Below are 22,442 nucleotides of genomic sequence, written 5' to 3'. Positions count from 1 at the left end.
ACACAGGCGCGGTTCCGCAGGTGTCTGATATGGCGAAATCCGATTATCCCCACCAGCCGCATATATAGTATAACAATGGAAAGAATATACAATGTCTCCGTTATCCACCCAAACCAAAGGAGGTTACCCTCATGCTCAAGTCCACACCCACCTGCCCGCTCCCCGACATCCGCGAGGCGCGCATTGACCCGACCCTGCCGGTGAACGAGCGGCTGCGCCTGTTCGCCGCCGCCATCGGCGACCCGCACCGCTTCCGCGTCGGCGACACTGAGGTCGAGGTACTGTTTGACGACAGCGCGCCCAGCCTGCAAGCCTGCCTGACCGGCATGTGCAGACAGCTGCAATAGTGTCAAAAACCGGATAATATATCTTGAAACTTGCGGTACGCTGCGCGCTGTGGTACAATAAATGTGCAAACACAGTCATCAGCGTGCCGCCTGTTTTTTGGAAGGAGGCACCCCAATGGCTCGAAAAAGTAAATATGGACAACCGTCCGCAAAATTATCCACAACCCTGTGGGCACCCGCACTCTATATTCGTCTCTCACGTGAGGACGGCGACCGCGAAGAAAGCAACAGCATCGCCAGCCAGCGCGAGCTGCTGACCGAGTTCGTAGACACGCAGACCGACATGGCTGCGCCCCGGCTGTATACCGATGACGGCTGCACCGGCACCGACTTCGACCGGCCGGACTTTCAGCGCATGCTCAATGACCTGCGCGCCGGCATCGTCAACTGCGTGATTGTCAAGGATCTGTCCCGATTGGGCCGTAACTACGTCGGCGTCGGCGAGTATTTGGAACACGTTTTTCCCCTGCTGAACGTGCGCTTCATCTCGGTCAGCGACAACGTGGACAGCTACCTCGACCCACGCTCGGTGAACAATCTCGTCGTACCGTTCAAGAACATCCTCAACGATGAATACGCCCGCGACATCTCGAACAAGGTCCGCGCTTCGCTTGATTTGAAGCGCCGGCAGGGCAAATTTATCGGCTCGTTCGCATCCTACGGCTACCGCAAAGACCCGAATGACCACAGCCGTCTGCTAATTGACGAAACAGCCGCTGCGATTGTACGCGATATTTTCAACTGGTTCATCGGCGGCACGAGTGTGCTCGGCATCGCAAAGCGACTGAACGAACAGGGCGTCCCGAATCCATCCGCCTACAAACGGCAGCAGGGCATGAACTACTGTCACCCCGCATCGGATAAACTGGACGGTCTGTGGCCGGACAGCTCGGTACGCCGCATTCTACGCAATCCGCTGTACACCGGCACGATGGTACAGGGCAAAAACCGCACAAAAAGCTACAAGCTACACGTCAGCGAGGCCGTTCCTGAGGAAGACTGGATCACCGTTGAGCAGACACATGAGGCCATCATCCCCATCGAACTGTTCGACAAAGCACAGGCGCTTTTTGAGCGCGACACGCGCACCGCACCGGCGCAGCCTAAAGTCTACCTGTTCTCCGGTTTTCTCCGCTGCGCGGACTGCGGCAAGGCGATGAACCGCAAGCAGATTTCCCAGCCCTATGGCAGCTACCACTACTACATCTGCTCGACGTTTAAGAAGCAGCACAGCGGCGCCTGCACGAAGCATACCATCCGCAGCGACCGTCTGGAACAGGCCGTACTCGAAACGCTCCGCAGCCAGATCGCGCTGGCGGTCGAGATGGATGAACTGATTGCCGAGATCAACCGCAGCGGCGCGCGCAGCCGTTCCGCAGACCATCTGCAAACCGAGCGGGCACAGCTTGAAACCGAGCGTGAACGCATCGAACAGATGAAGCTGTCCCTGTATCCGGACTGGAAGGCCGGTGACATCTCCCGCGAGGAATACCATCGGCTGAAGGAGCAGTTTGAGCAGCAGCAGGCCAGGCTGGACACGCGCCTTGCGTCCCTGCAAACGCGCATCGACGAGGCGCAGAACGGCGTAGATGAAACCAACTCGTTCCTGTCGCAGTTCGTCAAATACCGCAATCTGCAAACGCTGACGCGCGAAGTCATTGTCGAACTCATCGACATGATTTATGTACACGAAGGCGGTAAAATCACGATAAAATTCAAATTTTCGGATGCCTATGCGGCAGCACAGGACTATATCCGCAAGCATGGAAAGACCGCATAGTCCTAAAACACCATCTTCCCCCGCTGCCTGCGACACGCTTTCCTGCCTGCTGCGCGAGCTCGGCGCACAGCCGACCGACTTTGACTGCATCGTGACCGGCGACCTCGGCAGGGTCGGCGCAGATCTGCTGCTGACGCTGCTGCGCGAAGACGGCATCGACCTTTCCCCGGTCTATTCAGACTGCGGCATCCTGCTGTTCGGTGATACACAGGATGCTCATGCAGGCGGGTCAGGCTGCGGCTGCTCGGCGGCTGTACTGTGCGGACCGCTTCTGCGCGATATGCACGAGGGGAAGATACGCCGCATGATATTCGCCGGGACCGGCGCGATGATGAGCCCGACCTCGGTGCAGCAGTCACAGCCGATCGCCGGAATCTGTCACGCAGTCGTGCTGGAAAGGAGCGGCGCATGAATTACTGGAACGCATTCTGGGTCGGCGGCGCGATCTGTGCAATCTGTCAGATCTTCATCGACCGCACCAAACTGACGCCCGCCCGTATTCTGGTGTCGCTCGTCGTGCTCGGCGTATTCCTGCAGGCCGTCGGCGTCTATCAGCCGCTTGTCGACTATGCCGGAGCCGGCGCGACCGTTCCCCTACTCGGGTTCGGCTACTCGCTCGCCAAGGGCGTGGCCAAGGCGGTCGCGGAGAGCGGCCTCATCGGCGTGTTTACCGGCGGCGTGACCGGTGCGGCCGGCGGCATCGCCGCCGCCATCACCTTCGGCTGTCTGTTCGCGCTGATCGCGAAACCGAAATCTAAAAGCTGAAAGTCCGGAGAACAGGTTCATTTCCCCTGTTCTCCGGACTTTCTATTGCTTTATTTCAACAAAAAAGACACCCTGTCGGGTGTCTTTTTGTTTGTGATCAATTAGCCGATCATCTTAGCGGTGCTTACCTTGATGCCGGGGCCCATGGTAGAAGCTACGACGCAGGAGCGTACGTACTGGCCCTTTGCAGCAGCCGGCTTAGCCTTGATGATAGCGCCCATCAGTGCGTTGAAGTTGTCAGTCAGCTTCTCAGCGCCGAAGGATGCCTTGCCGATCGGGCAGTGGATGATGTTGGTCTTGTCGAGACGGTACTCGATCTTACCAGCCTTGGACTCCTTGACAGCCTTGGTAACGTCCATGGAGACGGTACCAGCCTTCGGGTTCGGCATGAGGCCCTTAGGACCAAGCACGCGGCCCAGACGGCCGACAACGCCCATCATGTCCGGAGTAGCGATAACTACGTCGAACTCGAAGAAGTTCTCCTTCTGGATGCGCTCCATCAGGTCCTCTGCGCCTACGATGTCTGCGCCGGCAGCCAGAGCCTCATCAGCCTTCGGGCCCTTCGCGAAAACAGCTACGCGAACGTTCTTGCCAGTGCCGTGCGGCAGAACGATAGCGCCGCGAACCTGCTGGTCTGCGTGACGGGAGTCAACGCCAAGCTTTACGTGCAGCTCGATGGTCTCATCGAACTTAGCCTTGGCGGTGGAAACAACGGCGGAAAGCGCGTCAGCCGGCTCGTACTGCTTGCTGCGGTCGATCGTCTTTGCGCTGTCTACATACTTTTTACCTTTATGCACAATAAATCCTCCTTAAGTGGTTAAGCGGGAACTAAATAACCCTCCCACTGTATGCGGCAGGTAGCCGCAAATGCGTTCAACTAACAAGTAAGGTCTCTCCGGAAAAACGCCGCCGGGGCGCGTCATGCGTCTCGTGCAGAGGCTTCTCCGTTTGCTCGAGAGCCCTTTTCAAAATCGAAGATTACTCCTCGACGGTGATACCCATCGAACGAGCGGTGCCTGCGATCATGCTCATAGCAGCCTCGAGGGATGCAGCATTCAGGTCGGGCATCTTGGTCTCCGCGATCTTCTGGCAGTCAGCCTTGGACAGCTGAGCGACCTTGGTCTTGTTCGGTACAGCAGAACCGGACTCGATGCCGCATGCCTTCTTGATCAGAACCGGAGCCGGGGGAGTCTTGGTAACGAAGCTGAACGAACGGTCAGCGTAAACGGTGATGATGACCGGGATGATCATGCCTGCTTCGTTCTTGGTGCGCTCGTTGAATTCCTTGGTGAACGCCATGATGTTGACGCCGTGCTGGCCGAGAGCCGGACCTACCGGGGGAGCCGGGGTTGCCTTGCCTGCGGGAATCTGGAGCTTGATATAACCTACTACTTTCTGTGCCATGTTGAAAGGTTCCTCCTTCAAAAAATGTGGTGGCTGGCGAGTGTGCGTTTACACTCTCCCACTCTGGCAGAGAGTCTTTCTCTCTGCGTAAAGCACCTTGCGCGGTGCTGTTTCAGGCTGCGCGGGGCAGCCAGTAATCACTCGTCGAGTGTTTCGACCTGATCGAGCTCGAGCTCGACCGGGGTCTCGCGGCCGAACATGGAGACGGTAACGTCGACCTTGTTCTTATCCGGCTCGACCGACGATACTACGCCGATAAAGCCTGCCAGGGGGCCGTCGATAACGCGAACACTGTCGCCGGCGGCATAATTTACTTCGATCTCGCGCTTCTCAACGCCCATCGCGATGATCTCTTCCTCGGTCAGCGGGATTGGCTTGGAGCCGCCCGACTTGTCCTGACCCAGAAAACCGGTACAGCCGCGCGTGTTGCGCACCAGATACCAGGTCTCGTCGGTCATGACCATCTTGACGAGAACGTAGCCCGGGTAGAGCTTGCGCTCAACCTCGCGGCTCTTGCCGTCCTTTACCTCGACGACCTTCTCGGTCGGGATGTTGACGGCGGTGATGAGATCGTGCAGACGGCGGTTTTCGACCGCCTTTTCAATCGAAGAGGCTACCTTGTTTTCGTAGCCGGAGTATGTGTGTACTACATACCATTTTGCAGCGTCTGCCATATTGCCTCCTTATTTAGGCGGCAGTGGTATGCGTAAGCAGCGTCTGGATGCCAAGACCGAATACGATATCAAGTACCCAGATGAAAATGCCGATGATGACGACGCTTGCCAGAACGACGAGCGTGTTATTGATCGTCTGCTCACGAGTGGGCCATACGATCTTGCGGCATTCGCTTTTCAGCTCGCGGAACCACTTGCCGATGCGTGCAAAGAGACCGGGTTTTTTCGCCTTGGTTTCTTCAGCCATGCAGCTACTTCCTTTCTCTTACTTCGTCTCGCGGTGCAGCGTGTGCTTACGGCAGAAACGGCAGTACTTCTTCATTTCCAGACGGTCCGGATCGTTCTTCTTGTTCTTCATTGTGTCATAGTTTCTCTGCTTGCACTCGGTGCAGGCCAGCGTGATCTTAACGCGCATTGATAACGGCACCTCCTTTAATATTTCGTCCCATCCTGCACCCCTTTGGCACAGGCGAGGGACACATTGCCTCCCTCTGACAGCATTCTCAGCTCTTTTTCAGACACATGAAAAATGAGCGCAAAAAAAGAACCTGCATAGGTGTATTTAGTATAGCATGGACACCTCGTGCGGTCAAGTTTTTTTTCGTAAAAAGTGCTGATTTTTTTATTTTTCCATGATATAATCTTTTATATCATCACAGGCAGCGCAAAGCTGCCCAAGAAACAGGAGCAGGGATATGCGTATTTTGGGCATTGATTACGGAGACGCGCGCACAGGTCTTTCGATTTCCGATCCGTCGGAATTTCTGGCCGGCTCGCCGAGCGTCATTCATGAATGGAATTATGATAAGCTCGTGGAAAAGCTCGTGGCTTTTATCGAGCAGAATAAAATCGGCGAGATCGTTCTCGGTCATCCGCTGAACATGGACGGCACGGTCGGCCCGCGGGCGGAAAAGTGTCAGGCGCTCGCGAAGGCACTCGAGGAGCGCACAGGGCTGACGGTGCATCTCTGGGACGAGCGCCGCACGACGGTCGCGGCGCATGAGATCCTGCATCGCGCGGGGAAAAAGGAGAAAAAGCACCGGGAGAATGTGGACGCGGTGGCCGCGACGCTGATCCTTCAGGGGTATCTCGATAAAAAACGCAGAGGATAAGTTCTTGAGCCTTTTCAAGGCTCGGGGAGATTGCCGCCGTTCGGCGGCGGAGAGGCCGGTGCCCACCGGCTGGGGCAAAAGGGGACAGGACACCAAGCATGGTTTCGGCCGTAGCCCACTATCCTCTTTTCCGCGCCGTGCGCGGATTAAATGAGTACTAGTCCCCTCTTGACTCCCCTTACCTTCCTTCGCGCTGACACATCGGAGATGTGCAGCGAAACGAGGGTACGGGGCTCGATTCCGGGCGTCGTTTCGCTCATGTGCGGCTGTAATGCCCTGAATTTGCTTTGCGTAGCTCGCCGCGCATAACAGTGCGCGGCCATCCGGTGCAGGGCGCGAACTCCGTCGCTGCGAAAAGTTCCGCTTCAATCAAGGGTGATGCCTGTGGAGCACCAAATACATCTGTGGGCCCCTCGCTTTTAGACGCGCGACCGAAGGGAGTCGCGTCCTAAGGAAGATGAGGGGGAGTCAAGAGGGGCAAGGAAACCATTTGGTGTCCTTGCCCCTTTTGCTCCCGTCGGTGAGCACCGACATCTCCGCCGGCAGACGCCGGCCCTCCCGGCCGCCGAAGGCGGCCAAATGTGCACGCTCACTTCGAGCGTAAAGCAGTCTCCAGCGGCGCACCGCTGTATCGGCGGAAGGTCTGCCGTCAGCAGACGGTAAAATTTCTTCTAACGTTCTTTCTTAAAGAACGTAAACCTGCGTCGTCTCGTAGACCTCGTAAACTTTCTTGAGCGATGCCATCTCGGTGCCCGCAAGGCGTGCGCATGCGCGTGCGGTCGCAACCGCATACCGCGCCATCTCGTCAAACTTCAGACCCGACTGCATGGAATTCGCGATCGCGCCGACCATTGCGTCGCCGGTGCCTACCGCGCCTTCATCATAGACCTTCGGGTTGGTGTTGACATAAAGCGCCTCGGACTCGTCCTTGGAGACGAGGACCGCGCCCTCCTGGCTCATGGAAACGCAGACCGCGCGCGCGCCCATGTCGAGCATCTTGCGCGCCGAATGTACCACGACCTCCGGATCTGCGGACGGCTTGTCGCCTACCGCCTCAGCCAGCTCGAAAATATTCGGCTTGACGAAATCCGGCTCGCACTGGAGCGCCTCGAGCAGCAGGTCGCCCTGCGCGTCGATGATCAGCTTGCAGCCGTGGCGCTTGATGGTTTTGCACAGCTTGCGGTAGTTCTTGAGCGGGAAGTCCGGCGGCGTCGATCCTGCCAGAACGAAAATATTGCCCTCGTCGAGGTAATTCTCCATGCGGTCGATCAGACGCAGGAAATCTGCGTCGTCCAGCTTGCTGCCCGGCTCGTTTACCTCGGTATGACCGCCCTGCGCGTCAAGGATCTGGGTATTGACGCGAAGCTGACCGGCCACATCGACAAAATCATAGTGGATGTCTGCCGCCGTCAGCATGTCCTTCATAACGCGGCCGTTCGTGCCTGCGGTGAAGCCAAGTGCGATGCTGTTGCCGCCCAGCGCCTTGACTGCGCGGGAAACGTTGATGCCCTTGCCGCCCGGCTCAAGGTGACTCGAGCTCGAACGATTGAGCTTGCCGACCTCAAGCGGATGCTCGATGCGCAGCGTGCGGTCGAGCGCCGGGTTCAGCGTAATCGTGATAATCATGGAAACGCCCTCCTGAAATATTTTCCCCATATCGCGGTCTTCACATCATATCCGTGCGAATAACCGCGCTCTTCTCTACTGTATATTTTACAAAATCTTATGAATAAAGTAAATGGTTTTTTCCTGATGTTAGACGGAATTAACCGTCCTGTCTCTGTACCCGGATTTCATTTAAGCCATCCGCTGTCTCCGCACCACGGGCATTCCCACTGTTTGCCCGTGATCTGCTCCTGCGTCATACCGTTCCGCTCCTCACTTATGATACTTGCCGCCGGCGGCGATATTGAGCGCGCGGTAGACCTGCTCGAGCACCATAACGCGCGCGAGATGATGCGGGAACGTCATGGGCGACATAGACAGCCGCAGCGCCGCCCTCTGCTTGACGCGCTCGGACAGACCGCACGAGCCGCCGATGAGCAGGCATATTTTGCTTGTCCCCGAGACTGTCAGGCGCGAAAAATAGTCCGCGAGCTGCTCGGAGGACATCGGTTTTCCCTCGACGCACATCGCGATGACGGCCGCGCCCGGCCAGATCCTGCTCTCGATGAGCGCAGCCTCGCGGTCGAGCGCCTGCGCGATTTCGCCCTCGGAGGGCGTCTGCGGCAGCCGCTGCTCGGGCAGCTCGATGATCTCTAATTTACAATATGCGCCGAGGCGCTTCTCGTATTCCTTTACCGCCTGCGCCCAGAATTTTTCTCCGAGCTTGCCGACGCAGATCAGCCGGACACCAAGCATGCCGCCCCCTCCTCTCCGAGCACGACCGGCGACTCCATGCAGTCGCGCGGCGCGACGCAGACCGTGCAGCCTTCCCTGCCGCGAAGCGCGTTCTTCGTCTGCTGCAGCGCGAGCGCCGGCATGTTGTTCTTCTCGCTCAGATGTGCAAGAACCAGCTTTCGCGTGCCGTTGTCCGCGAGGAACGCCGCGAAAACCGCACAGTCCGGGTTGGACAGATGGCCGTTCGGCCCGGCGACGCGCTGCTTGAGCGCATAGGGGTACGGCCCGGCCTGGAGCATATGCGGATCGTGATTGCTCTCGAGCACGACGGTCTCGCAGCCGCGCAGCAGCGCCGCCGCGGACTGCGGCACAAAGCCGAGGTCGGTAGCGAAGCCGAAACGGCGTCTGCCGTTTTCCAGTATGTAGCCCACGCTGTCTGCCGCATCATGCGGCGTAGCGAACGAGCGGACCGTGGTCTCCCCCACGCGGAAGGCGTCGCCGCTCTCGAACGCAGTCAACCGTCCCTCGAACGCCGGCTCCTTCGCGGTCAGCGCCGCCGCCGTGCCGCGCGAGGCGAAAACCGGCACCTCGGTCTTTTTGAGGAACATCGCAAGTCCCTTTACATGGTCGATGTGCTCGTGCGTGATGATGAGCGCGTCGAGCTCGCCCGGCTTCATGTCGAACGCCGCGAGCGCCGCTGTGAGCTTGCGGAGCGAAACGCCGACGTCGATCAGCACCGCCGTGCCGTCCGAGACGTACAGGCCGCAGTTTCCGCTCGATCCGCTCGCGATACTGTAATAAAAATGCTCTGCCATGGTACTCCTTCCGTTATTTCCGGGTATTGCGCACGAAATCCGCGCGCTTCAGCAGGATGGGCGTGACGCGGCCGCGATAGAACGTGAACGGCTCCCCGGCGATCTGCGCACCGAAGCCGCGCAGGATATGCACGGTCGCATCGCGCGCCTCCAGAAAGATTTCATCCACACCCTGTGCAAAAACCTCGGTCAGCACGCTTTTCATCAGAAAGGTTCCCCTGTGCTGACCGCGCAGGGACGGCGCGACCGTAATGCGGCCCATATGCCACCTGCCGCCATCGCGGTAGACCGCCGCCGTTCCCGCGAGCACGCCGTCCTGCTCCATGCAGAACCACTGCGGCTGCTTTTCCGCCGGGATAACATTCATTACGCGCGGGATCTGCTGCTCGTCCGCAAAGATCTGCGCCGCGAACGCGAGAACAGCCTGCATCTCCGCCTGTTCGGCGCGGCGCACGCTGCACCGCATTTCTCTTTCGCCGTTTGGCATCCTGCTTTTCCCCTTATTTTGCAAAAAAGGCGAAAGGATTGCCCCCTCCGCCTTTTATTTCGGTTGAAATGTGCGCTTATGCGCGGTTTGCGCTCTCTGCACCGTCCGGAATTTCGCTGCGGTACATATCAGCGCCGAGCGCTACGAACTTCTCGACGAGCGTTTCATAGCCGCGCTCAATGTTCTGAACCTGCTCGACCTCGGTCACGCCCTTGGCCGCAAGGCCTGCGATGACCATGGCTGCGCCTGCGCGCAGATCGTGTGCGCGGACCGGTGCGCCGTTCAGCTCCTTGACGCCCTCAACGACCGCGATCGCGCCGTCCACATGGATGTTCGCGCCCATGCGGCTCAGCTCCTCGGTGTAGCGGTAACGGCTGCCCCAGATGCCCTCGGTGATGATGCTCGTGCCCTCTGCGAGGCAGAGCGCGGTCGTCATCTGCGGCTGCATGTCGGTCGGGAAGCCCGGATACGGCAGCGTCTTGATGTTGGTCTTGGTCAGCCTGCCCTCGCGGCGAACGAGCACCGCGTCGTCGAACTCGGTGACCTCAACGCTCATCTCGCGCAGCTTTGCCGTGATGCACTCCAGATGGCGCGGAATGACGTTCTTCACCAGAACCGAACCGCCGCAGGCAGCAGCCGCCGCCATGAAGGTGCCCGCCTCGATCTGGTCCGGAATGATGGAGTAGCTGCCGCCGTGCAGGCTCTCCACGCCGCGGATCTTGATCACGTCCGTGCCCGCGCCCTTGACGTCTGCGCCGAGCGCGTTCAGGAAGTTCGCCAGATCGACGATATGCGGCTCCTTTGCGCAGTTCTCCATGATGGTCTGGCCCTTTGCCAGAACCGCTGCGAGCATGATGTTCATGGTCGCGCCGACGGTGACAACGTCGAAATAAATATGTGCGCCGTGCAGGCCGTCCTCGGGCGCCTCGACCCGGATGTAACCGCCCTTGGGCAGAGTGACCTTGGCGCCGAGCGCCTCGAAGCCCTTGATGTGCTGGTCGATCGGACGAACGCCGCCGAAGTTGCAGCCGCCGGGCATCGCTACCTCAGCGAAGCCGTACTTGCCGAGCAGCACGCCGAGCAGATAGTAGGAGGCGCGCAGCTTGCGCTCGAGCTCGTGCGGCTTGAGCGACGGATTCTGGGTGTTCTGGATCTCCACAGTCGTGGAATTGATCAGACGGATCTGTGCGCCGAGCTCGCGCATGATCTCCATCTGGAGCGTCACGTCGATGATCTTCGGCACGTTTTCGATGCGGACCGGGCCATCCGCGAGCAGAGCCGCCGGTACGATGGCCACTGCTGCATTCTTCGCGCCCGAAATCGTTACTTCACCGTTCAGCGTCTTGCCGCCGTTGATTACATATTTGGTCAAAGTCAACCTACTCCTCACTGTACTGTCCCACATCCCACGTGGGCGTTTTTCTGACATCCCATTTTATGAAAGCGGACGCTCTTCCGTTCGTCCGTGCAGTTTCCTTGTTCCGCACACAGGCGGAAAATTTTTCCGGCTGCGTTAAAAACGCTTTGCCGCAAAATATCACTCATACATTGTATCACAATTTTGGATAAAAGAAAGTTTTTTTTCGGCTTTCCCGTCCATATCGCGGTTTTTTGGCGAAATCAACAAATTACACCCCGTTTTCACGGAGGAATTGCCACGCTCTCCGCCAAAGCCGGACGCTGTGCGGCCGCACAGCCTTCTTTTCAGAGGGTAACGAGCGTTTTCTTGTCGCAGTCCATGAAGTAATCCGTTCTGTCTGTCACGATCTTCCACGTCGGGATCAGCTGAAGCCGGCGGCTGCTGTCCATCTGCATCCGGTAGCCCGCCGTCATCGAGCGGATGGTCTCCCCGGCTTCGAGCGAGGAGGCGAACTGAAGCAGCGCGTCCGCCGCACGGCAGTCTGCGCCGCGTCCCGTGACGGTCGTGTAGGGCGTGCCGAAGCTCCATGTGCCCGAAAGCGTCGCCGTGCCGTCTGCGTTGAACGTCAGCGTCAGCTCACGATTGTGCACCGGGCGGTTTGCGACCGGCGCGGTCTGCGTGACCGAAAGGCCGCTCACCTGATAGGACGCGCCGTCTCCGGCGAGACCCCATTCAGAAAAGCACTTGCGCGCCGCGCGAATGGCGGCGGTCTCGTCGTCCGGCGTTTCGCCGGGAATCGGGCATACGCCGTTCACACGGCCGTCCGCGTACCAGGTCACGGTGCCGTCCCCGCTCTGAAAGCGGACGGTGCCGTCCTCCAGCTCGGTCCGTTCCATATCCGCGCCCAGCATGACCGACGCGGCGTTTTCCTCGTCCGCACGGCTGCGGTCGAGGTTGAGCTCGGGCAGGAATACATCCTCGGGCAGACGAAAGCTGTCCGCGAGCGTCGAGCCGCAGCCGCTCACCAGCGCGCGCAGATCTGCGTCCAGCCCGGATGCGCGGCTGTAATTCTGCCAGAGCCGGAAGCCGAGATTGCCGAGCAGAAACAGGTTGACCGCCAGGAGAATGCCGATCAGCACATTTTTTACCTTGTCCCACTGCAAGCGGTCTCACCTCCGTTCAGTCCGTTTTTCCGTCCTTCAGATAAAAGCGCGAGGGCGCATAAACGCCGTTTTCCTCGCGGTAGGCCGCCATCATGCTGCGCTCGCCCGCCGAGGCGCTCGCCGCCGCCTGCTTCGCCGGCAGGACGATGCGGTTCTCTCCGGTCGCGGCAAAGCGCTGGAGATTGACGGTCGCCGCGCGCAGCACGCCGCCCTCGAATTCAAATGCTGCAAAATCCGTGCTCCCGAGCACGGGGACACCGCTGTACAGCTGCAAAAAGACCAGCGTCGTCCTGTGCTCGGTCTCGTTCACGGCGTAGAGCGACGCATGGGTGTCGGTCTCGCCGGCGCGCAGCACCGTGTCGAGAATGACGCGCGCGCAGTCGATCTGCGCGTCGAGCGCCGCCGAGCCTGTGACCTCGCCGCTCTCGAACGCCGTCACCGTGCTCTGATCGCCGGCCGTCGCGTACTGCATCAGCCCGGTCTTTGCGAGCCGCAGTGTGCTCGCGTCGTCCACGAATACGCGCACCGTGTCGTTCTGCTCGCTGTAGAAATCCGTGTAGGCGGAAAAGCCGAACGCCCCGAGCAGGTTTGCGAGTCCCGTTCCGCTCTGCGCGGCGAACAGGTCGAGCGCTTCGTTTTTCAGCACCGGAAGCGTCAGGTTTTCGCCCTCAAACAGCAGCGTTTCGGGATAAACGTTCGTATCCGCGCCTGCAAATGTACAGTCCGTGCCGTGAAAGTCCTCCAGTGCCCGGTCGAAGGCGCCGCGGTCGGCCTCCGCATGAGAAAGATAGAGCGCGCCGTCCGGCGTGCGCACAAAGAGCGTGCCGCTGTCCGCGCTGTAAAACAGCGTTTCGACCTTGATCCTGTCGTCCGCAAGCGTGCCGCCCATCCAGCCGGACACCACACTCAGCGGGAGCGCGCCGTGGTACCGCAGCAGCACCTTGCGCTCCGCGCCCAGCTCACCGGCCAGCGTCTGCTCGTCGGTCTCCATGAGCGCATCACCCGAAAGCGCCTGCGTCCAGATGCTGCGCACCGCTCCGAGCGAGGCGTCAACATCGGTCGTGCTGTACTGCACGCCGACGAACTCGCCCGAAGCGCCGAGCGCAAGCTGCGCCGGCGATGCCGCCGACACGCCCGACGAGCGGATCTCATAGCCTGCCGCACCGCCGAACAGGCGGTCATGCACCCGGCGCAGCGGATTGTCCGAGCCGAGCGACGCCGCCGAAACACCGGCGAGCCAGTTCGCCGCGCACAGCACCGCCATCAGCACCGCGAGCACGATGAGCGCGATATTCTTGGCCGTGTTTCCGGCCGAACGCTCCGCACCTCTCATGCTCTGCCCTCCTTTTCATCGGGGGCAAGGTCGGTCGGCAGGGTGATGTGCACGGTCGTGCCCTTGCCATATTCGCTCTCCAGCTCGATTTGACCGCCGTGCTTTTCGACGATCTCCTTCGCGATGGCAAGGCCGAGGCCCGTGCCGCCTGCGGCGCGCGAGCGCGCCTTGTCCACGCGGTAAAAGCGCTCAAACAGGCGCGGCACATCCTCCGCCGGGATGCCGATGCCGTCGTCCTGCACCGTGATGCGCACTGTGTTTTTTTCTCCCTCGCAGGCTGCAAGGCGGATATGTCCGCCCGACGGCGTATACTTGACCGCATTCGAGAGGATGTTGACCACGACCTGCTCGATGCGTTCGCGGTCGCCCGTGATCTCGGGCAGGCTGTCCGGCGCGTCGACCGTCAGCTCATGGCCGCTGTCCTCCGCGGTGAATTTCATCGCGTCCGCGACCTTGTGCAGCAGCGCGGAGAGCGAAAAGCGCGTCATGCGCAGCTCCATGCGGCCGTAGTCCAGACGCGAAAGCGTCAGCAGGTCGGTCACGATACGCGCCATGCGCTCGCTCTCGCTCGAGATCACGCCGAGGAACTGCTTTTCCGTGTCGAGCGGAATATCTCCGGCCGCGTCAAGCAGGGTCTCGGTGTAGGAGCGGATGTTGGTGAGCGGCGTGCGCAGCTCATGCGAGACGTTCGCCACGAACTCGCGCCGCGCGTCGTCCAGACGGCGCTGCTCGGTGATGTCGTGCAGCACAGCGATCACGCCGCCCTTGCCGTCGAGCGCGCCGTAGGGCGCGAGCGTCACGGACAGCACCCTGCCGCGGCGCGTGATCTCGCTGGTGAGAAAGGTGCGCATCGCGGTCTCATCCGAGCCGACCATCTCCAGATCCTCGAACATCTCGTCGAACGTGAGGCTGTCCTGCATCCGCACACCGAGGAGATTTTCGGTCGCCGGGTTCATATGGATGAGGCGTCCGTCGGTCGTGAAGGCCGCAACACCGTCGGTCATGTGCAGGAACAGGGTGTTCAGCTTGTCGCGCTCGCCCTGCACCTCGCCGACCGTTGTCTTGAGACGGCGCGCCATGTAGTTGAACGAGCGCGTCAGCTCACCGATCTCGTCGCTCGACTGCACGCCGAGGTCCTGATCGAAGTTGCCCTCCGCGATCGACCGCGCGCCCTCGGTAATGCGCTCGATCGGGGTCGTGATGGTCTTGGACAGCAGAAAGGACAGCAGGATCGCCGCGAGCAGACCGAACATCATCGCCTGCATGACGATCTGGAAAAAGCGCCACGACAGGTCGGAGATCTCCTGCTTGTCGTCCGCGATATACACGATATAGTCCACCGTTCCGTTGCCGTCGTGGTCGAGCGGAACCGCGATGTCCATCACGCTGTCCGAGACCGACGAGCGCGTGCCGGCCTCGCCGGCCATCGCCGCGATGATGTTGCGCGTGCGCGTGACGCTGAGGTTGGGGTTGGAGCCGTCCACAAAGCGGCCCTCGCCGTCGAGGATATAATAGTTGCGGTAGTCGTCGATGCCGAGACGGCTGCGATGGGCATCGATGATGGTCTTGAGCCCCTCCGCGTCCGGCGCTGCCGCCGCCTCCTGCATGGAGCGGATGGTATCGGTCGTAAAAACGCTCTGCATCTGGGTATAAAAGCTGTCGATGTAGAACGTGCTGACGCTGTTGATGAGGAAGGTGCCGACGACGGCCATGACCGACACGATCATCAGGACCAGAATAAGCACCAGCTTCATGTGCAGAGAACGAAACAAAATGACACCCCCATGGGAATGGATTGGAGCAGAGCGCTCAGCCCTCCGCAAAGTAATAGCCCATGCCGCGCTTGGTGATGATGTGCTTCGGGCTTGCCGGCTCGTCCTCGACCTTTTCGCGCAGACGGCGGATGGCAACATCCACCGCACGCAGGTCGCCGTAGTAGTCATAGCCCCAGACATGCTCCATCAGCTCCTCGCGTGAGAACACGCGGCCGGGAGAGGCCGCCAGAAAGCAGAGGATATCGAATTCGCGGGCGGAAAGCTCGAGTGCGCGCCCGTTCTTGTAGACCATGCCGCTCGAACGGGAGATGCGCAGGCCGTCCCCGGCCTCCGCCTGCGGCTTTTCGCGCTCCTCGCCCGAAAGTGTGCGGCGCATGTTCGCCTTGACGCGCGCCATCAGCTCGCGCATGGAGAACGGCTTTGTGATATAGTCGTCCGCCCCCAGCTCGAGGCCCATGACCTTGTCGGCCTCCTCCTCTCGCGCGGTCAGCATGATGATCGGAATGTCGCTCTGCGCACGCACGCGGCGGCAGACCTCGAAGCCGTCCATCTCGGGCAGCATGACGTCGAGCAGAATGAGGTCGGGCGACTCGGTGAGCGCCTTGTGCAGACCCTCCGCGCCGTCATAGGCCGCCATGGTATCGTAGCCCTCGCGGCCGAGGTTGAACACCAGGATATCCGCGATCGCCTTTTCGTCCTCGACAACGAGGATTTTTTTCTTATCCATATCTTTCCCCCTTAAACGATCAGGAGTTCATGATTTACAGATCTCAAAACAGGTTTTTCAGCCGTGCGCGGTACATCGCCGCGATGGTCTTTGCGTCGCGCAGCCTGTCCTCCGCGATCAGCCGCTCCACCTCCGCGATCGGCAGGCGGACGGTCTCGACGAATTCGTCCTCGTCCGGATGCGTCTCGCCCTCGGTCAGGTCGAGCGCCGCGAACAGGTACGTCACCTCGGTCAGAAAGCCGGGCGAGGGATACATCGCGCCGAGCGGCACGATGCGGCCGGCCGTGCAGCCGGTCTCCTCCGCAAGCTCGCGCACGCCGCATTCCTCGGCGTTTTCCGGGCCGTGATCCATCTTTCCGGCCGGCATTTCGAGCGTTTCCGTGTCGAACGGGTAGCGGAACTGGCGCACGAGGATGATATTTCCGTCCCGGTCGATGGGCAGCACGCCCACGCCGCCGACATGCTCGCACACCTCGCGCGACGCCTGCTTTCCGTTCGGCAGGCGCACCTCGTCGACGCGCGCCTTCATGATGCGTCCTTCAAAAAAGTATTCGCCGGAAATCCGGGTCTCTCTCATATCCATATCGTTTTCTCCTTATTCTGCGCTGCCGAAGCACTGGAGCAGATACGCGGTCTCCGCCGGTACGGTGATCTCGATGCCGCTGCTGTCCTCGCAGTCAAATTCCCTCTGGGTCAGCAGATCGAGCGCGTAGAGCGCGTTCACGCCCGTGCGCACCTCCTGTCTGCTGCGGTTGACGAGTACGATGATGCGCGAGCGCCCCAGCGTGCGCTCATAGCGCAGCAGCGCGTCGTTTTCGCCCGTGTCGAAGCGCAGCTCGCCGCGTATCAGTGTTTCGCTGTCTGCGCGGACCTCGCACAGACGGCGGTAGAATGCGAGGATCTCTCTGTCCTCCGCGCCCCACGGATAGGTGCGGCGGTTGAACGGGTCCTCAAAGCCCTGCCGTCCGGCCTCGTCGCCGTAGTAGATGGTCGGCGAGCCGGGCATGGTGAACTGAATGACGGCCGCAAGGCGCAGACGGCGCTTCGCGGTCTCCAGCCGGTCGGGCGGCAGCTCATAATGCGCCCGCTCGTCGCGGCTCTTCTTCCAGTCCTCGCTCATCACGCCCAGCACGGTCAGCGCACGCGCAGTGTCGTGCGTGCCGATGATATTCATCAGATTATAGAACACATCGCGCGGATAATTCTCGCGCAGGGTCTCCATGGTCTCCGCAAAATGCTCGGCCGTGCCGCCGTTCAGATAGGCGAGGATGGCGTCGCGCAGCGGATAGTTCATCACGCTGTCCAGCTCTCCGCCTCCGAAATAGCGGCGGCGCTCGGAATAGGCGATCTTGTTGGAGGCATCCTCCCAGACCTCGCCGATGACGAGAGCGTCCGGTTTTTCCTGTTTTGCGGCGACGTTCAGTCCGGCGATAAAATCGTCGGGCAGCTCGTCTGCGACATCCAGCCGCCAGCCGGACGCGCCGAGCCGCAGCCACCGGCGCACCACGCTGTCCGCGTCGCGGAAGATAAAGCTCTGGTAGTCCGGGTTGCGCTCGTTGACCTGCGGCAGGGTGTAAATGCCCCACCACGAGCCGTATTGATCCGGCCACTCGCTGAATTCGTACCACGGGCAGTACGGCGAGTCCTTGGACTGATGTGCGCCGAGCGAGTCATAGCGGCCGCGGCCGTTGAAGTAGCGGCTGTCGTAGCCGGTGTGGTTGAACACGCCGTCCAGCACGACGCGCATACCGCGCTTTGCCGCCTCGCTGCACAGCGTTTTGAAGTCCTCCTCGTTTCCGAGCAGAGGGTCGATGCGTTTATAGTCGCCCGTATCATAGCGATGGTTGGAGTACGCCTGAAAGATCGGGTTGAAGTACAGCGTGCGCACATGCAGGCTCTCAAAATAGTCGAGCTTGGACAGCACGCCGCGCAGCGTGCCGCCGAAAAAGTCGTTGTTCAGGATCTCCCCGTGCTCATCAGGGCGGTAGACCGGAAGATCGTCCCAGTTTTCGTGCAGCACACGCGGCGCGATGCCCTCGCCCTCCGGCTGCACCGGGTCGCGGTCCCGGCAGAAGCGGTCGGGGAAGATATTATAGGTGATGCCCTCGCCGAACCAGCGCGGCGGCCGGTACGACGGATCGTAGACCGTCAGCTGAAAGCGGTCTCCCATGCTGTCGAGCACCTCGCAGCGTCCGCCGTAGCCGCGCGCGCAGAAGCGCGGGCCGTCCGCCGTATCGAAGGTGAACCAGTACCAGTACAGACCGGCGTGCGGCGGCGTGAAGGACGCGCCGTATTCATCCCGCGCCCCGGCGAGACCGAACCACCGCATCGGGTACGCCTCGGCCTGCTGTCCGTCCTCCTCGACCCACAGCGTCATGCGGGAGATACCCTGCTCTCGGCGCGGATAGGCGGCGAACTCGACCTTCTTCCCGGCCGGCGCGGCGCCGTATGGCTTTTTGCACGCGAGCGAGCGCGAATGGAACAGACACTCCGGAATTGACTTCAACAACGTTTCCCCCAGACTTCGCCAGCAGTCTGCTGACAGCGATACAGTATTATTATAGCACAGCCTGCCTTTGTTGTGAAGAATTTGTGCAAAGCGCGAAACACATATGGCTGTCAGACCGATATGAAAAAACCGCCCTCTTTTCAGAGAGCGGTTTGAGATGATCGAATTTTTTTAGCCTTCGATTGCAGTGTAGTCGTCCGGAATGGTGATGCCGAGCTTCTCGCAGTTTGCCTTGTTGTACATCTTGGTGAAGGTCGGAGCGGCCTGAACCTCCATGTCGCCCGGGTTTGCGCCCTTGACAAGAATCTCATATGCCATCTCGCCGGTCGCCTGACCCAGCTCGTTGTAGTCGATGGACAGCGTAGCGACGCCGCAGCCGCTGCAGATGCCCTGCTCGCCTGCGATGACCGGAACCTTGGCCGGGATCACGACATTAGCGATCGCCTCGGTGCAGGATGCGGCGGTGTTATCGGTCGGGATGTAGATAACGTCGCTGCCGGAAGCTGCGTTCTGCGCAACGGATGCAACATCGTTCGAGTCGGTGAACGCGAACTCGGTGCAGGTGTAGCCCTGCGCCTCGAGCAGCGGCTTGATGGTGTCGATCTGGTACTTGGAGTTCGGCTCAGCCGAGCAGTACAGCAGACCGACGTTCTTCGCATCCGGGAACAGCTCCTTGAGCATGTCAGCCTGACCGTCGAGCGGAGCGAGGTCGGTGGTGCCGGAGATGTTGGTGCCGGTCTTGCCGGTCCAGTCGGAGATGCCCAGCGCGGTGCCGTAGTCGGTGACCGAGGTGCCGAGGACCGGAATATCAGAGGTAGCGGCCTGCGCAGCCTGAAGCGCTGCGGTCGCGTTTGCCATGATGAGGTCGTCGCCTGCGGAAACAAAGCCGTTTACGATGGTCGAGCAGTTCGCAGACTCGCCGGAAGCGTTCTGAACATCGAACTCAACCTTGCCGCCGTCTGCCTCGACCAGCTCGGTCAGCTTGTCCTGGAAGCCCTGGGTCGCAGCGTCGAGCGCAACGTGCTGCACGAGCTGTACGACGCCGACCTTGTAGCTGCCGGCCTTTGCGGAGTCGCTGCCGGAGGCCGCATTGCTGTCGTCACTGCCGGAGCTGCTGCCGCCGCATGCGGTCATGCTCAGCGCCATGGCGCCTGCCATCAGCGCTGCGAGTAATCTCTTTTTCATGGAAAGCCCTTCTTTTCTAACGATTTTACGCATTCAGCGTATTGCAGCGGACGATTTTCCGTCCGTTACTTTTACATTTTATCAGTTAAAAGCGCCGCGGTCAAGAGCTGCCGCCGCTTTTTTTGAAAACTTTCCGCGCAGGCGGTCATGTTCCACAAGAGAGCCGTGTCAAATTGTAAATAAACTGTAAGTATTGTCCCTTTCCGGTTGACCTCATTCGACCTTCATCGTAAAATATAGTCAAGAGAGTATGGCCCTGCCGATGCGGGCCGGGTAATAGAGCGGGCGGCTCCGGGCCGCCGAGAGGTAACGCATATGAACGTATCCTTTTTTCTCAAGCCGAAGGCTGAAGTAGTTTATGTTTACGACACCGATCCGGTCAGAACGGCGCTCGACCGGATGTTTGAGAGCGGTTTTACCGCCATTCCGGTCCTCAGCGCCAAGGGGCGCTACGTCGGCACGATCACCGAGGGCGATTTTCTGCGCCTGCTGCTCGGGCACACGCCCGAACAGGCCGGAAACATGCTGCTCTCCGAGGTCACGCGCCGCATCCATCACCGTTCGGTCACGATCGACACGCGCATTGAGGATCTGGTCGAGCTGGTCGCCGGACAGAACTTTGTTCCGGTCACGGACGGCCGCGGCATGCTGTGCGGCATCGTCACGCGGCGCGACGTCATCTGTCAGCTTTCCGAGCGCTGCAAGGCGCTGGAGATCCTGAAGGACGAGCAGTAAACGAATCATACAAACGGGGGAATACATATGGGCAGATCAGGCGGCAGCAGCGGCGGCGGCGGTTTTTCCGGAGGCGGCTTCTCGGGCGGCGGACGCTCCTCGGGCGGCTTTTCCGGCGGCAGCCACAGCGGCGGACGAAGCGGCGGAGGCAGCTTTGGCGGAGGCGGCTGGGGCGCACCGCCTCCCCCTCCCCGCAGACCATACCGCACCGGTCCCATCATCATCGACAACTCGCGCCGGTACTATGGCGGCGGAGGCGGCGGGAACGGCGGCGGGAACAACCGCGGCGGTTCGGGCTGCGGCACGACGCTCATCGTCGTGCTTCTCGTGCTGTTCCTGTTCGGCGGCATCGGGTTTTTCCTGATGGGCACGCCGTCGAGCAGCATCGCGAAGTCCACCGTCGCGCGTGAAGCGCTCCCGTCGAACGCCGTCACAGAGACCGGCTACTATACCGACGCAGACGGCGACTGGATTCATGATCAGAGCGAGCTGACCGCCGGACTCCGGAAATTCTATCAGGAAACCGGCGTGCAGCCCTATGTGTACATCCTGCCGAACGGCGAGAGCACCTCGGTTTCCGACCCTAAGAGCCGCGCGGAAGCCCTTTATCCGCAGCTGTTTTCGGACGAGGGTCATTTTCTGCTCGTGTTCTGCGACGACGGCCGCGGCGGCTATAACTGCGGCTATACGGTCGGTTCGCAGGCGAAAACCGTGATGGATGATGAAGCGGTCAGCATCCTTGCCGACTACCTCGACCGCTATTACAACGACTCCTCGGTCAGCGAGGAGGAGATCTTCTCGAATGCGTTCGCCAAAACGGCGGACCGCATCATGACCGTGACCCAGTCGCCCGTTGTGCCCGTCGCGGTCTGCATCGCGGCCGTCATCGTCATCGCGCTGCTCGTCTTTTCGCTCCAGAAGCGCCGCGAGGCGAAGGAGCGGCAGCGGCAGGCGGATGAGAAGATGTGGAGCACGCCGCTCGAGAGCTTCGGCGCAGACGAGGCGGCCGAACGCGCAAAAAAATACGAAAATACAGACACACATACACAATAAAACGGAAAGGAACGAAGAAAATGAGTATTCTGGAACGCTTCTCCACGATCATCAAGGCGAACATCAACGACCTGCTCGACCGTGCCGAGGACCCGGCGAAAATGATGGATCAGTATATGCGCCAGCTGATGAGCGACCTCGCAGACGTCAAGCGCGAGACCGCTTCCGTCATGGCGGAGGAGAGCCGCATTCAGCGTCAGCTCGAAGAAAAGCGCCAGGAGAGCGCAAAAAACGCCGACCTTGCGCGCCGCGCACTCCAGCTAAGCAACGAGGATGACGCGCGCGTATTCCTCGCGAAAAAGCAGGAGCTCGAAAAGCGCATCGAGGAGCTCCAGAAGATGTACGACGTTGCGCATGAAAACTCGATGCGTATGCGTCAGGTGCACGACAAGCTGGTTTCCGATGCGGAGACGCTGCGCCAGCGCCGTGAGGCCATTCAGAGCAAGATGGCGCTCGCCCGCGCGCAGGAAAAGGCCGCGAACGTGATGGGCAGCCACACCGGCGCCGACGAGAGCAGGCTCGGCGACGCGATCGCCCGCATGGAGGACAAGGCCGACGCGATGCTCGACCGCTCGAACGCGATGCAGTCGCTGAACGAGACGCCGCTCGACCCGGCTGCTGAGCTGGAAAAGAAGTATGCGGACGGCGCAAAAAATGCCGCTGTCGAGGATGAGCTCGAGAAGATGAAAAAGGAAATGGGACTTTAACCTGTCGCGAAACTGCGTTTTTCCGACAAGTTGTGTTCTGACTTCGCAAAACACGAGCCGTCCGAAAGTTCCCATACGGAAACTTTCTCCCTCTTATAAGTAACAAAACCGAGGCGCATATCCCCGGTTGCTCTCATTCAATGTTTTTGAGGATAGAGGCCTACGGGCTGA

General features: G+C 60.4%; 25 protein-coding genes. 8 read left to right on the top strand and 17 right to left on the bottom strand.

The annotated features are described in order from the left end of the window. The first annotated feature begins 131 nt into the window (after positions 1 to 131). The 4 genes from H8S02_RS02445 to spoVAE all read left to right on the top strand — a co-directional run bounded on the left by H8S02_RS02445 (position 132) and on the right by spoVAE (position 2,892). A complete protein-coding gene (locus H8S02_RS02445; RefSeq protein WP_119190125.1) occupies positions 132 to 347 on the top strand; it encodes a DUF6870 family protein in 216 nt (71 codons plus the stop codon). A 115-nt stretch (positions 348 to 462) separates the two neighbouring features. Beyond that, positions 463 to 2,127 (top strand): recombinase family protein, encoded by a 1,665-nt coding sequence (locus tag H8S02_RS02440; RefSeq protein ID WP_186969134.1) that lies wholly within the window; start codon positions 463 to 465, stop codon positions 2,125 to 2,127. Next, complete coding sequence (locus H8S02_RS02435) at positions 2,111 to 2,539, top strand: beta-ketoacyl-[acyl-carrier-protein] synthase family protein (RefSeq protein ID WP_243166380.1); 429 nt, start codon at positions 2,111 to 2,113, stop codon at positions 2,537 to 2,539. The genes H8S02_RS02440 and H8S02_RS02435 overlap by 17 nt, the downstream gene beginning before the upstream one ends. After that, positions 2,536 to 2,892, top strand: coding sequence for a stage V sporulation protein AE (gene spoVAE, locus H8S02_RS02430; RefSeq protein ID WP_186969130.1), 357 nt, complete (start codon positions 2,536 to 2,538; stop codon positions 2,890 to 2,892). The genes H8S02_RS02435 and spoVAE overlap by 4 nt, the downstream gene beginning before the upstream one ends. 101 nt (positions 2,893 to 2,993) lie before the next feature. Here spoVAE and rplA read toward each other — a convergent pair whose 3' ends face one another. From rplA to rpmG, 5 genes are all read right to left on the bottom strand, one after another. Beyond that, a complete protein-coding gene (rplA, locus tag H8S02_RS02425; protein ID WP_118684199.1) occupies positions 2,994 to 3,689 on the bottom strand; it encodes a 50S ribosomal protein L1 in 696 nt (231 codons plus the stop codon). A gap of 181 nt (positions 3,690 to 3,870) precedes the next feature. Continuing rightward, positions 3,871 to 4,296, bottom strand: coding sequence for a 50S ribosomal protein L11 (gene rplK / locus H8S02_RS02420; RefSeq protein ID WP_118684201.1), 426 nt, complete (start codon positions 4,294 to 4,296; stop codon positions 3,871 to 3,873). Positions 4,297 to 4,433: 137 nt separating this feature from the next. Continuing rightward, positions 4,434 to 4,970, bottom strand: a complete 537-nt coding sequence (gene nusG, locus H8S02_RS02415; RefSeq protein ID WP_118684203.1) for a transcription termination/antitermination protein NusG — start codon at positions 4,968 to 4,970, stop codon at positions 4,434 to 4,436. 13 nt (positions 4,971 to 4,983) lie between these two features. Further along, positions 4,984 to 5,217 (bottom strand): preprotein translocase subunit SecE, encoded by a 234-nt coding sequence (secE, locus tag H8S02_RS02410; RefSeq protein ID WP_186969128.1) that lies wholly within the window; start codon positions 5,215 to 5,217, stop codon positions 4,984 to 4,986. A gap of 18 nt (positions 5,218 to 5,235) precedes the next feature. Beyond that, positions 5,236 to 5,385, bottom strand: a complete 150-nt coding sequence (gene rpmG / locus H8S02_RS02405; RefSeq protein WP_118684207.1) for a 50S ribosomal protein L33 — start codon at positions 5,383 to 5,385, stop codon at positions 5,236 to 5,238. Between the two features lie 280 nt (positions 5,386 to 5,665). Between rpmG and ruvX the strand changes: the two genes are divergently transcribed. Beyond that, positions 5,666 to 6,082: a Holliday junction resolvase RuvX gene (ruvX, locus tag H8S02_RS02400; protein ID WP_118684209.1), complete on the top strand. Its 417-nt coding sequence runs from the start codon at positions 5,666 to 5,668 to the stop codon at positions 6,080 to 6,082. Positions 6,083 to 6,766: 684 nt separating this feature from the next. On the opposite strand, the gene H8S02_RS02395 is transcribed toward ruvX, so the two are convergent. The 12 genes from H8S02_RS02395 to H8S02_RS02340 all read right to left on the bottom strand — a co-directional run bounded on the left by H8S02_RS02395 (position 6,767) and on the right by H8S02_RS02340 (position 19,776). Next, positions 6,767 to 7,708 (bottom strand): 1-phosphofructokinase family hexose kinase, encoded by a 942-nt coding sequence (locus H8S02_RS02395; RefSeq protein WP_118722488.1) that lies wholly within the window; start codon positions 7,706 to 7,708, stop codon positions 6,767 to 6,769. A gap of 252 nt (positions 7,709 to 7,960) precedes the next feature. Beyond that, entirely contained in the window at positions 7,961 to 8,443 is a 483-nt protein-coding gene (gene rlmH / locus H8S02_RS02390; RefSeq protein WP_186969126.1) for a 23S rRNA (pseudouridine(1915)-N(3))-methyltransferase RlmH, read from the bottom strand. Next, positions 8,425 to 9,237 (bottom strand): MBL fold metallo-hydrolase, encoded by an 813-nt coding sequence (locus tag H8S02_RS02385; protein WP_186969124.1) that lies wholly within the window; start codon positions 9,235 to 9,237, stop codon positions 8,425 to 8,427. The genes rlmH and H8S02_RS02385 overlap by 19 nt, the downstream gene beginning before the upstream one ends. Positions 9,238 to 9,250: 13 nt before the next feature. Further along, entirely contained in the window at positions 9,251 to 9,724 is a 474-nt protein-coding gene (locus tag H8S02_RS02380) for a GNAT family N-acetyltransferase (protein ID WP_186969123.1), read from the bottom strand. A 76-nt stretch (positions 9,725 to 9,800) separates the two neighbouring features. Continuing rightward, a complete protein-coding gene (locus tag H8S02_RS02375; RefSeq protein ID WP_118722493.1) occupies positions 9,801 to 11,096 on the bottom strand; it encodes a UDP-N-acetylglucosamine 1-carboxyvinyltransferase in 1,296 nt (431 codons plus the stop codon). A 332-nt stretch (positions 11,097 to 11,428) separates the two neighbouring features. Next, complete coding sequence (locus H8S02_RS02370) at positions 11,429 to 12,247, bottom strand: hypothetical protein (protein ID WP_186969121.1); 819 nt, start codon at positions 12,245 to 12,247, stop codon at positions 11,429 to 11,431. 16 nt (positions 12,248 to 12,263) lie between these two features. Further along, positions 12,264 to 13,580 (bottom strand): hypothetical protein, encoded by a 1,317-nt coding sequence (locus tag H8S02_RS02365; RefSeq protein ID WP_186969119.1) that lies wholly within the window; start codon positions 13,578 to 13,580, stop codon positions 12,264 to 12,266. Further along, complete coding sequence (locus tag H8S02_RS02360) at positions 13,577 to 15,352, bottom strand: ATP-binding protein (protein WP_186969117.1); 1,776 nt, start codon at positions 15,350 to 15,352, stop codon at positions 13,577 to 13,579. The genes H8S02_RS02365 and H8S02_RS02360 overlap by 4 nt, the downstream gene beginning before the upstream one ends. A gap of 37 nt (positions 15,353 to 15,389) precedes the next feature. After that, a complete protein-coding gene (locus H8S02_RS02355) occupies positions 15,390 to 16,082 on the bottom strand; it encodes a response regulator (protein WP_186969115.1) in 693 nt (230 codons plus the stop codon). A gap of 43 nt (positions 16,083 to 16,125) precedes the next feature. Then, positions 16,126 to 16,665 (bottom strand): NUDIX hydrolase, encoded by a 540-nt coding sequence (locus H8S02_RS02350; protein WP_118684231.1) that lies wholly within the window; start codon positions 16,663 to 16,665, stop codon positions 16,126 to 16,128. A gap of 12 nt (positions 16,666 to 16,677) precedes the next feature. Then, positions 16,678 to 18,588 (bottom strand): glycoside hydrolase family 13 protein, encoded by a 1,911-nt coding sequence (locus H8S02_RS02345; protein WP_186969113.1) that lies wholly within the window; start codon positions 18,586 to 18,588, stop codon positions 16,678 to 16,680. Positions 18,589 to 18,762: 174 nt separating this feature from the next. Continuing rightward, positions 18,763 to 19,776, bottom strand: a complete 1,014-nt coding sequence (locus tag H8S02_RS02340; protein ID WP_186969111.1) for an ABC transporter substrate-binding protein — start codon at positions 19,774 to 19,776, stop codon at positions 18,763 to 18,765. A gap of 315 nt (positions 19,777 to 20,091) precedes the next feature. On the opposite strand from H8S02_RS02340, the gene H8S02_RS02335 reads away from it, so the two are divergent. The 3 genes from H8S02_RS02335 to H8S02_RS02325 are packed head-to-tail and all read left to right on the top strand — an operon-like array spanning position 20,092 to position 22,271. After that, positions 20,092 to 20,511 (top strand): CBS domain-containing protein, encoded by a 420-nt coding sequence (locus H8S02_RS02335; protein ID WP_186969110.1) that lies wholly within the window; start codon positions 20,092 to 20,094, stop codon positions 20,509 to 20,511. Positions 20,512 to 20,538: 27 nt separating this feature from the next. Further along, the gene (locus tag H8S02_RS02330; protein ID WP_186969108.1) at positions 20,539 to 21,564 is read left to right on the top strand and encodes a hypothetical protein; all 1,026 of its coding nucleotides are present in this window, start codon (positions 20,539 to 20,541) and stop codon (positions 21,562 to 21,564) included. A 20-nt stretch (positions 21,565 to 21,584) separates the two neighbouring features. After that, positions 21,585 to 22,271: a PspA/IM30 family protein gene (locus tag H8S02_RS02325; protein WP_186969106.1), complete on the top strand. Its 687-nt coding sequence runs from the start codon at positions 21,585 to 21,587 to the stop codon at positions 22,269 to 22,271. The last annotated feature ends 171 nt before the right edge of the window (positions 22,272 to 22,442 follow it).

Source organism: Agathobaculum hominis (assembly GCF_014288055.1).
Taxonomy (GTDB): Bacteria; Bacillota; Clostridia; order Oscillospirales; family Butyricicoccaceae; genus Agathobaculum; species Agathobaculum hominis.
Note: the sequence above shows the minus strand (reverse complement) of the source record. Positions and strands in the feature narration are given on the sequence as shown.

Excerpts from the sequence above, each read along its gene's own strand:
- H8S02_RS02445 (WP_119190125.1), top strand. The coding sequence starts at position 132 with ATGCTCAAGTCCACACCCACCTGCCCGCTCCCCGACATCCGCGAGGCG.
- H8S02_RS02440 (WP_186969134.1), top strand. The coding sequence starts at position 463 with ATGGCTCGAAAAAGTAAATATGGACAACCGTCCGCAAAATTATCCACA.
- H8S02_RS02435 (WP_243166380.1), top strand. The coding sequence starts at position 2,111 with ATGGAAAGACCGCATAGTCCTAAAACACCATCTTCCCCCGCTGCCTGC.
- spoVAE (WP_186969130.1), top strand. The coding sequence starts at position 2,536 with ATGAATTACTGGAACGCATTCTGGGTCGGCGGCGCGATCTGTGCAATC.
- rplK (WP_118684201.1), bottom strand. The coding sequence starts at position 4,296 with ATGGCACAGAAAGTAGTAGGTTATATCAAGCTCCAGATTCCCGCAGGC.
- nusG (WP_118684203.1), bottom strand. The coding sequence starts at position 4,970 with ATGGCAGACGCTGCAAAATGGTATGTAGTACACACATACTCCGGCTAC.
- secE (WP_186969128.1), bottom strand. The coding sequence starts at position 5,217 with ATGGCTGAAGAAACCAAGGCGAAAAAACCCGGTCTCTTTGCACGCATC.
- rpmG (WP_118684207.1), bottom strand. The coding sequence starts at position 5,385 with ATGCGCGTTAAGATCACGCTGGCCTGCACCGAGTGCAAGCAGAGAAAC.
- ruvX (WP_118684209.1), top strand. The coding sequence starts at position 5,666 with ATGCGTATTTTGGGCATTGATTACGGAGACGCGCGCACAGGTCTTTCG.
- H8S02_RS02395 (WP_118722488.1), bottom strand. The coding sequence starts at position 7,708 with ATGATTATCACGATTACGCTGAACCCGGCGCTCGACCGCACGCTGCGC.
- rlmH (WP_186969126.1), bottom strand. The coding sequence starts at position 8,443 with ATGCTTGGTGTCCGGCTGATCTGCGTCGGCAAGCTCGGAGAAAAATTC.
- H8S02_RS02385 (WP_186969124.1), bottom strand. The coding sequence starts at position 9,237 with ATGGCAGAGCATTTTTATTACAGTATCGCGAGCGGATCGAGCGGAAAC.
- H8S02_RS02380 (WP_186969123.1), bottom strand. The coding sequence starts at position 9,724 with ATGCCAAACGGCGAAAGAGAAATGCGGTGCAGCGTGCGCCGCGCCGAA.
- H8S02_RS02365 (WP_186969119.1), bottom strand. The coding sequence starts at position 13,580 with ATGAGAGGTGCGGAGCGTTCGGCCGGAAACACGGCCAAGAATATCGCG.
- H8S02_RS02355 (WP_186969115.1), bottom strand. The coding sequence starts at position 16,082 with ATGGATAAGAAAAAAATCCTCGTTGTCGAGGACGAAAAGGCGATCGCG.
- H8S02_RS02350 (WP_118684231.1), bottom strand. The coding sequence starts at position 16,665 with ATGGATATGAGAGAGACCCGGATTTCCGGCGAATACTTTTTTGAAGGA.
- H8S02_RS02340 (WP_186969111.1), bottom strand. The coding sequence starts at position 19,776 with ATGAAAAAGAGATTACTCGCAGCGCTGATGGCAGGCGCCATGGCGCTG.
- H8S02_RS02335 (WP_186969110.1), top strand. The coding sequence starts at position 20,092 with ATGAACGTATCCTTTTTTCTCAAGCCGAAGGCTGAAGTAGTTTATGTT.
- H8S02_RS02330 (WP_186969108.1), top strand. The coding sequence starts at position 20,539 with ATGGGCAGATCAGGCGGCAGCAGCGGCGGCGGCGGTTTTTCCGGAGGC.
- H8S02_RS02325 (WP_186969106.1), top strand. The coding sequence starts at position 21,585 with ATGAGTATTCTGGAACGCTTCTCCACGATCATCAAGGCGAACATCAAC.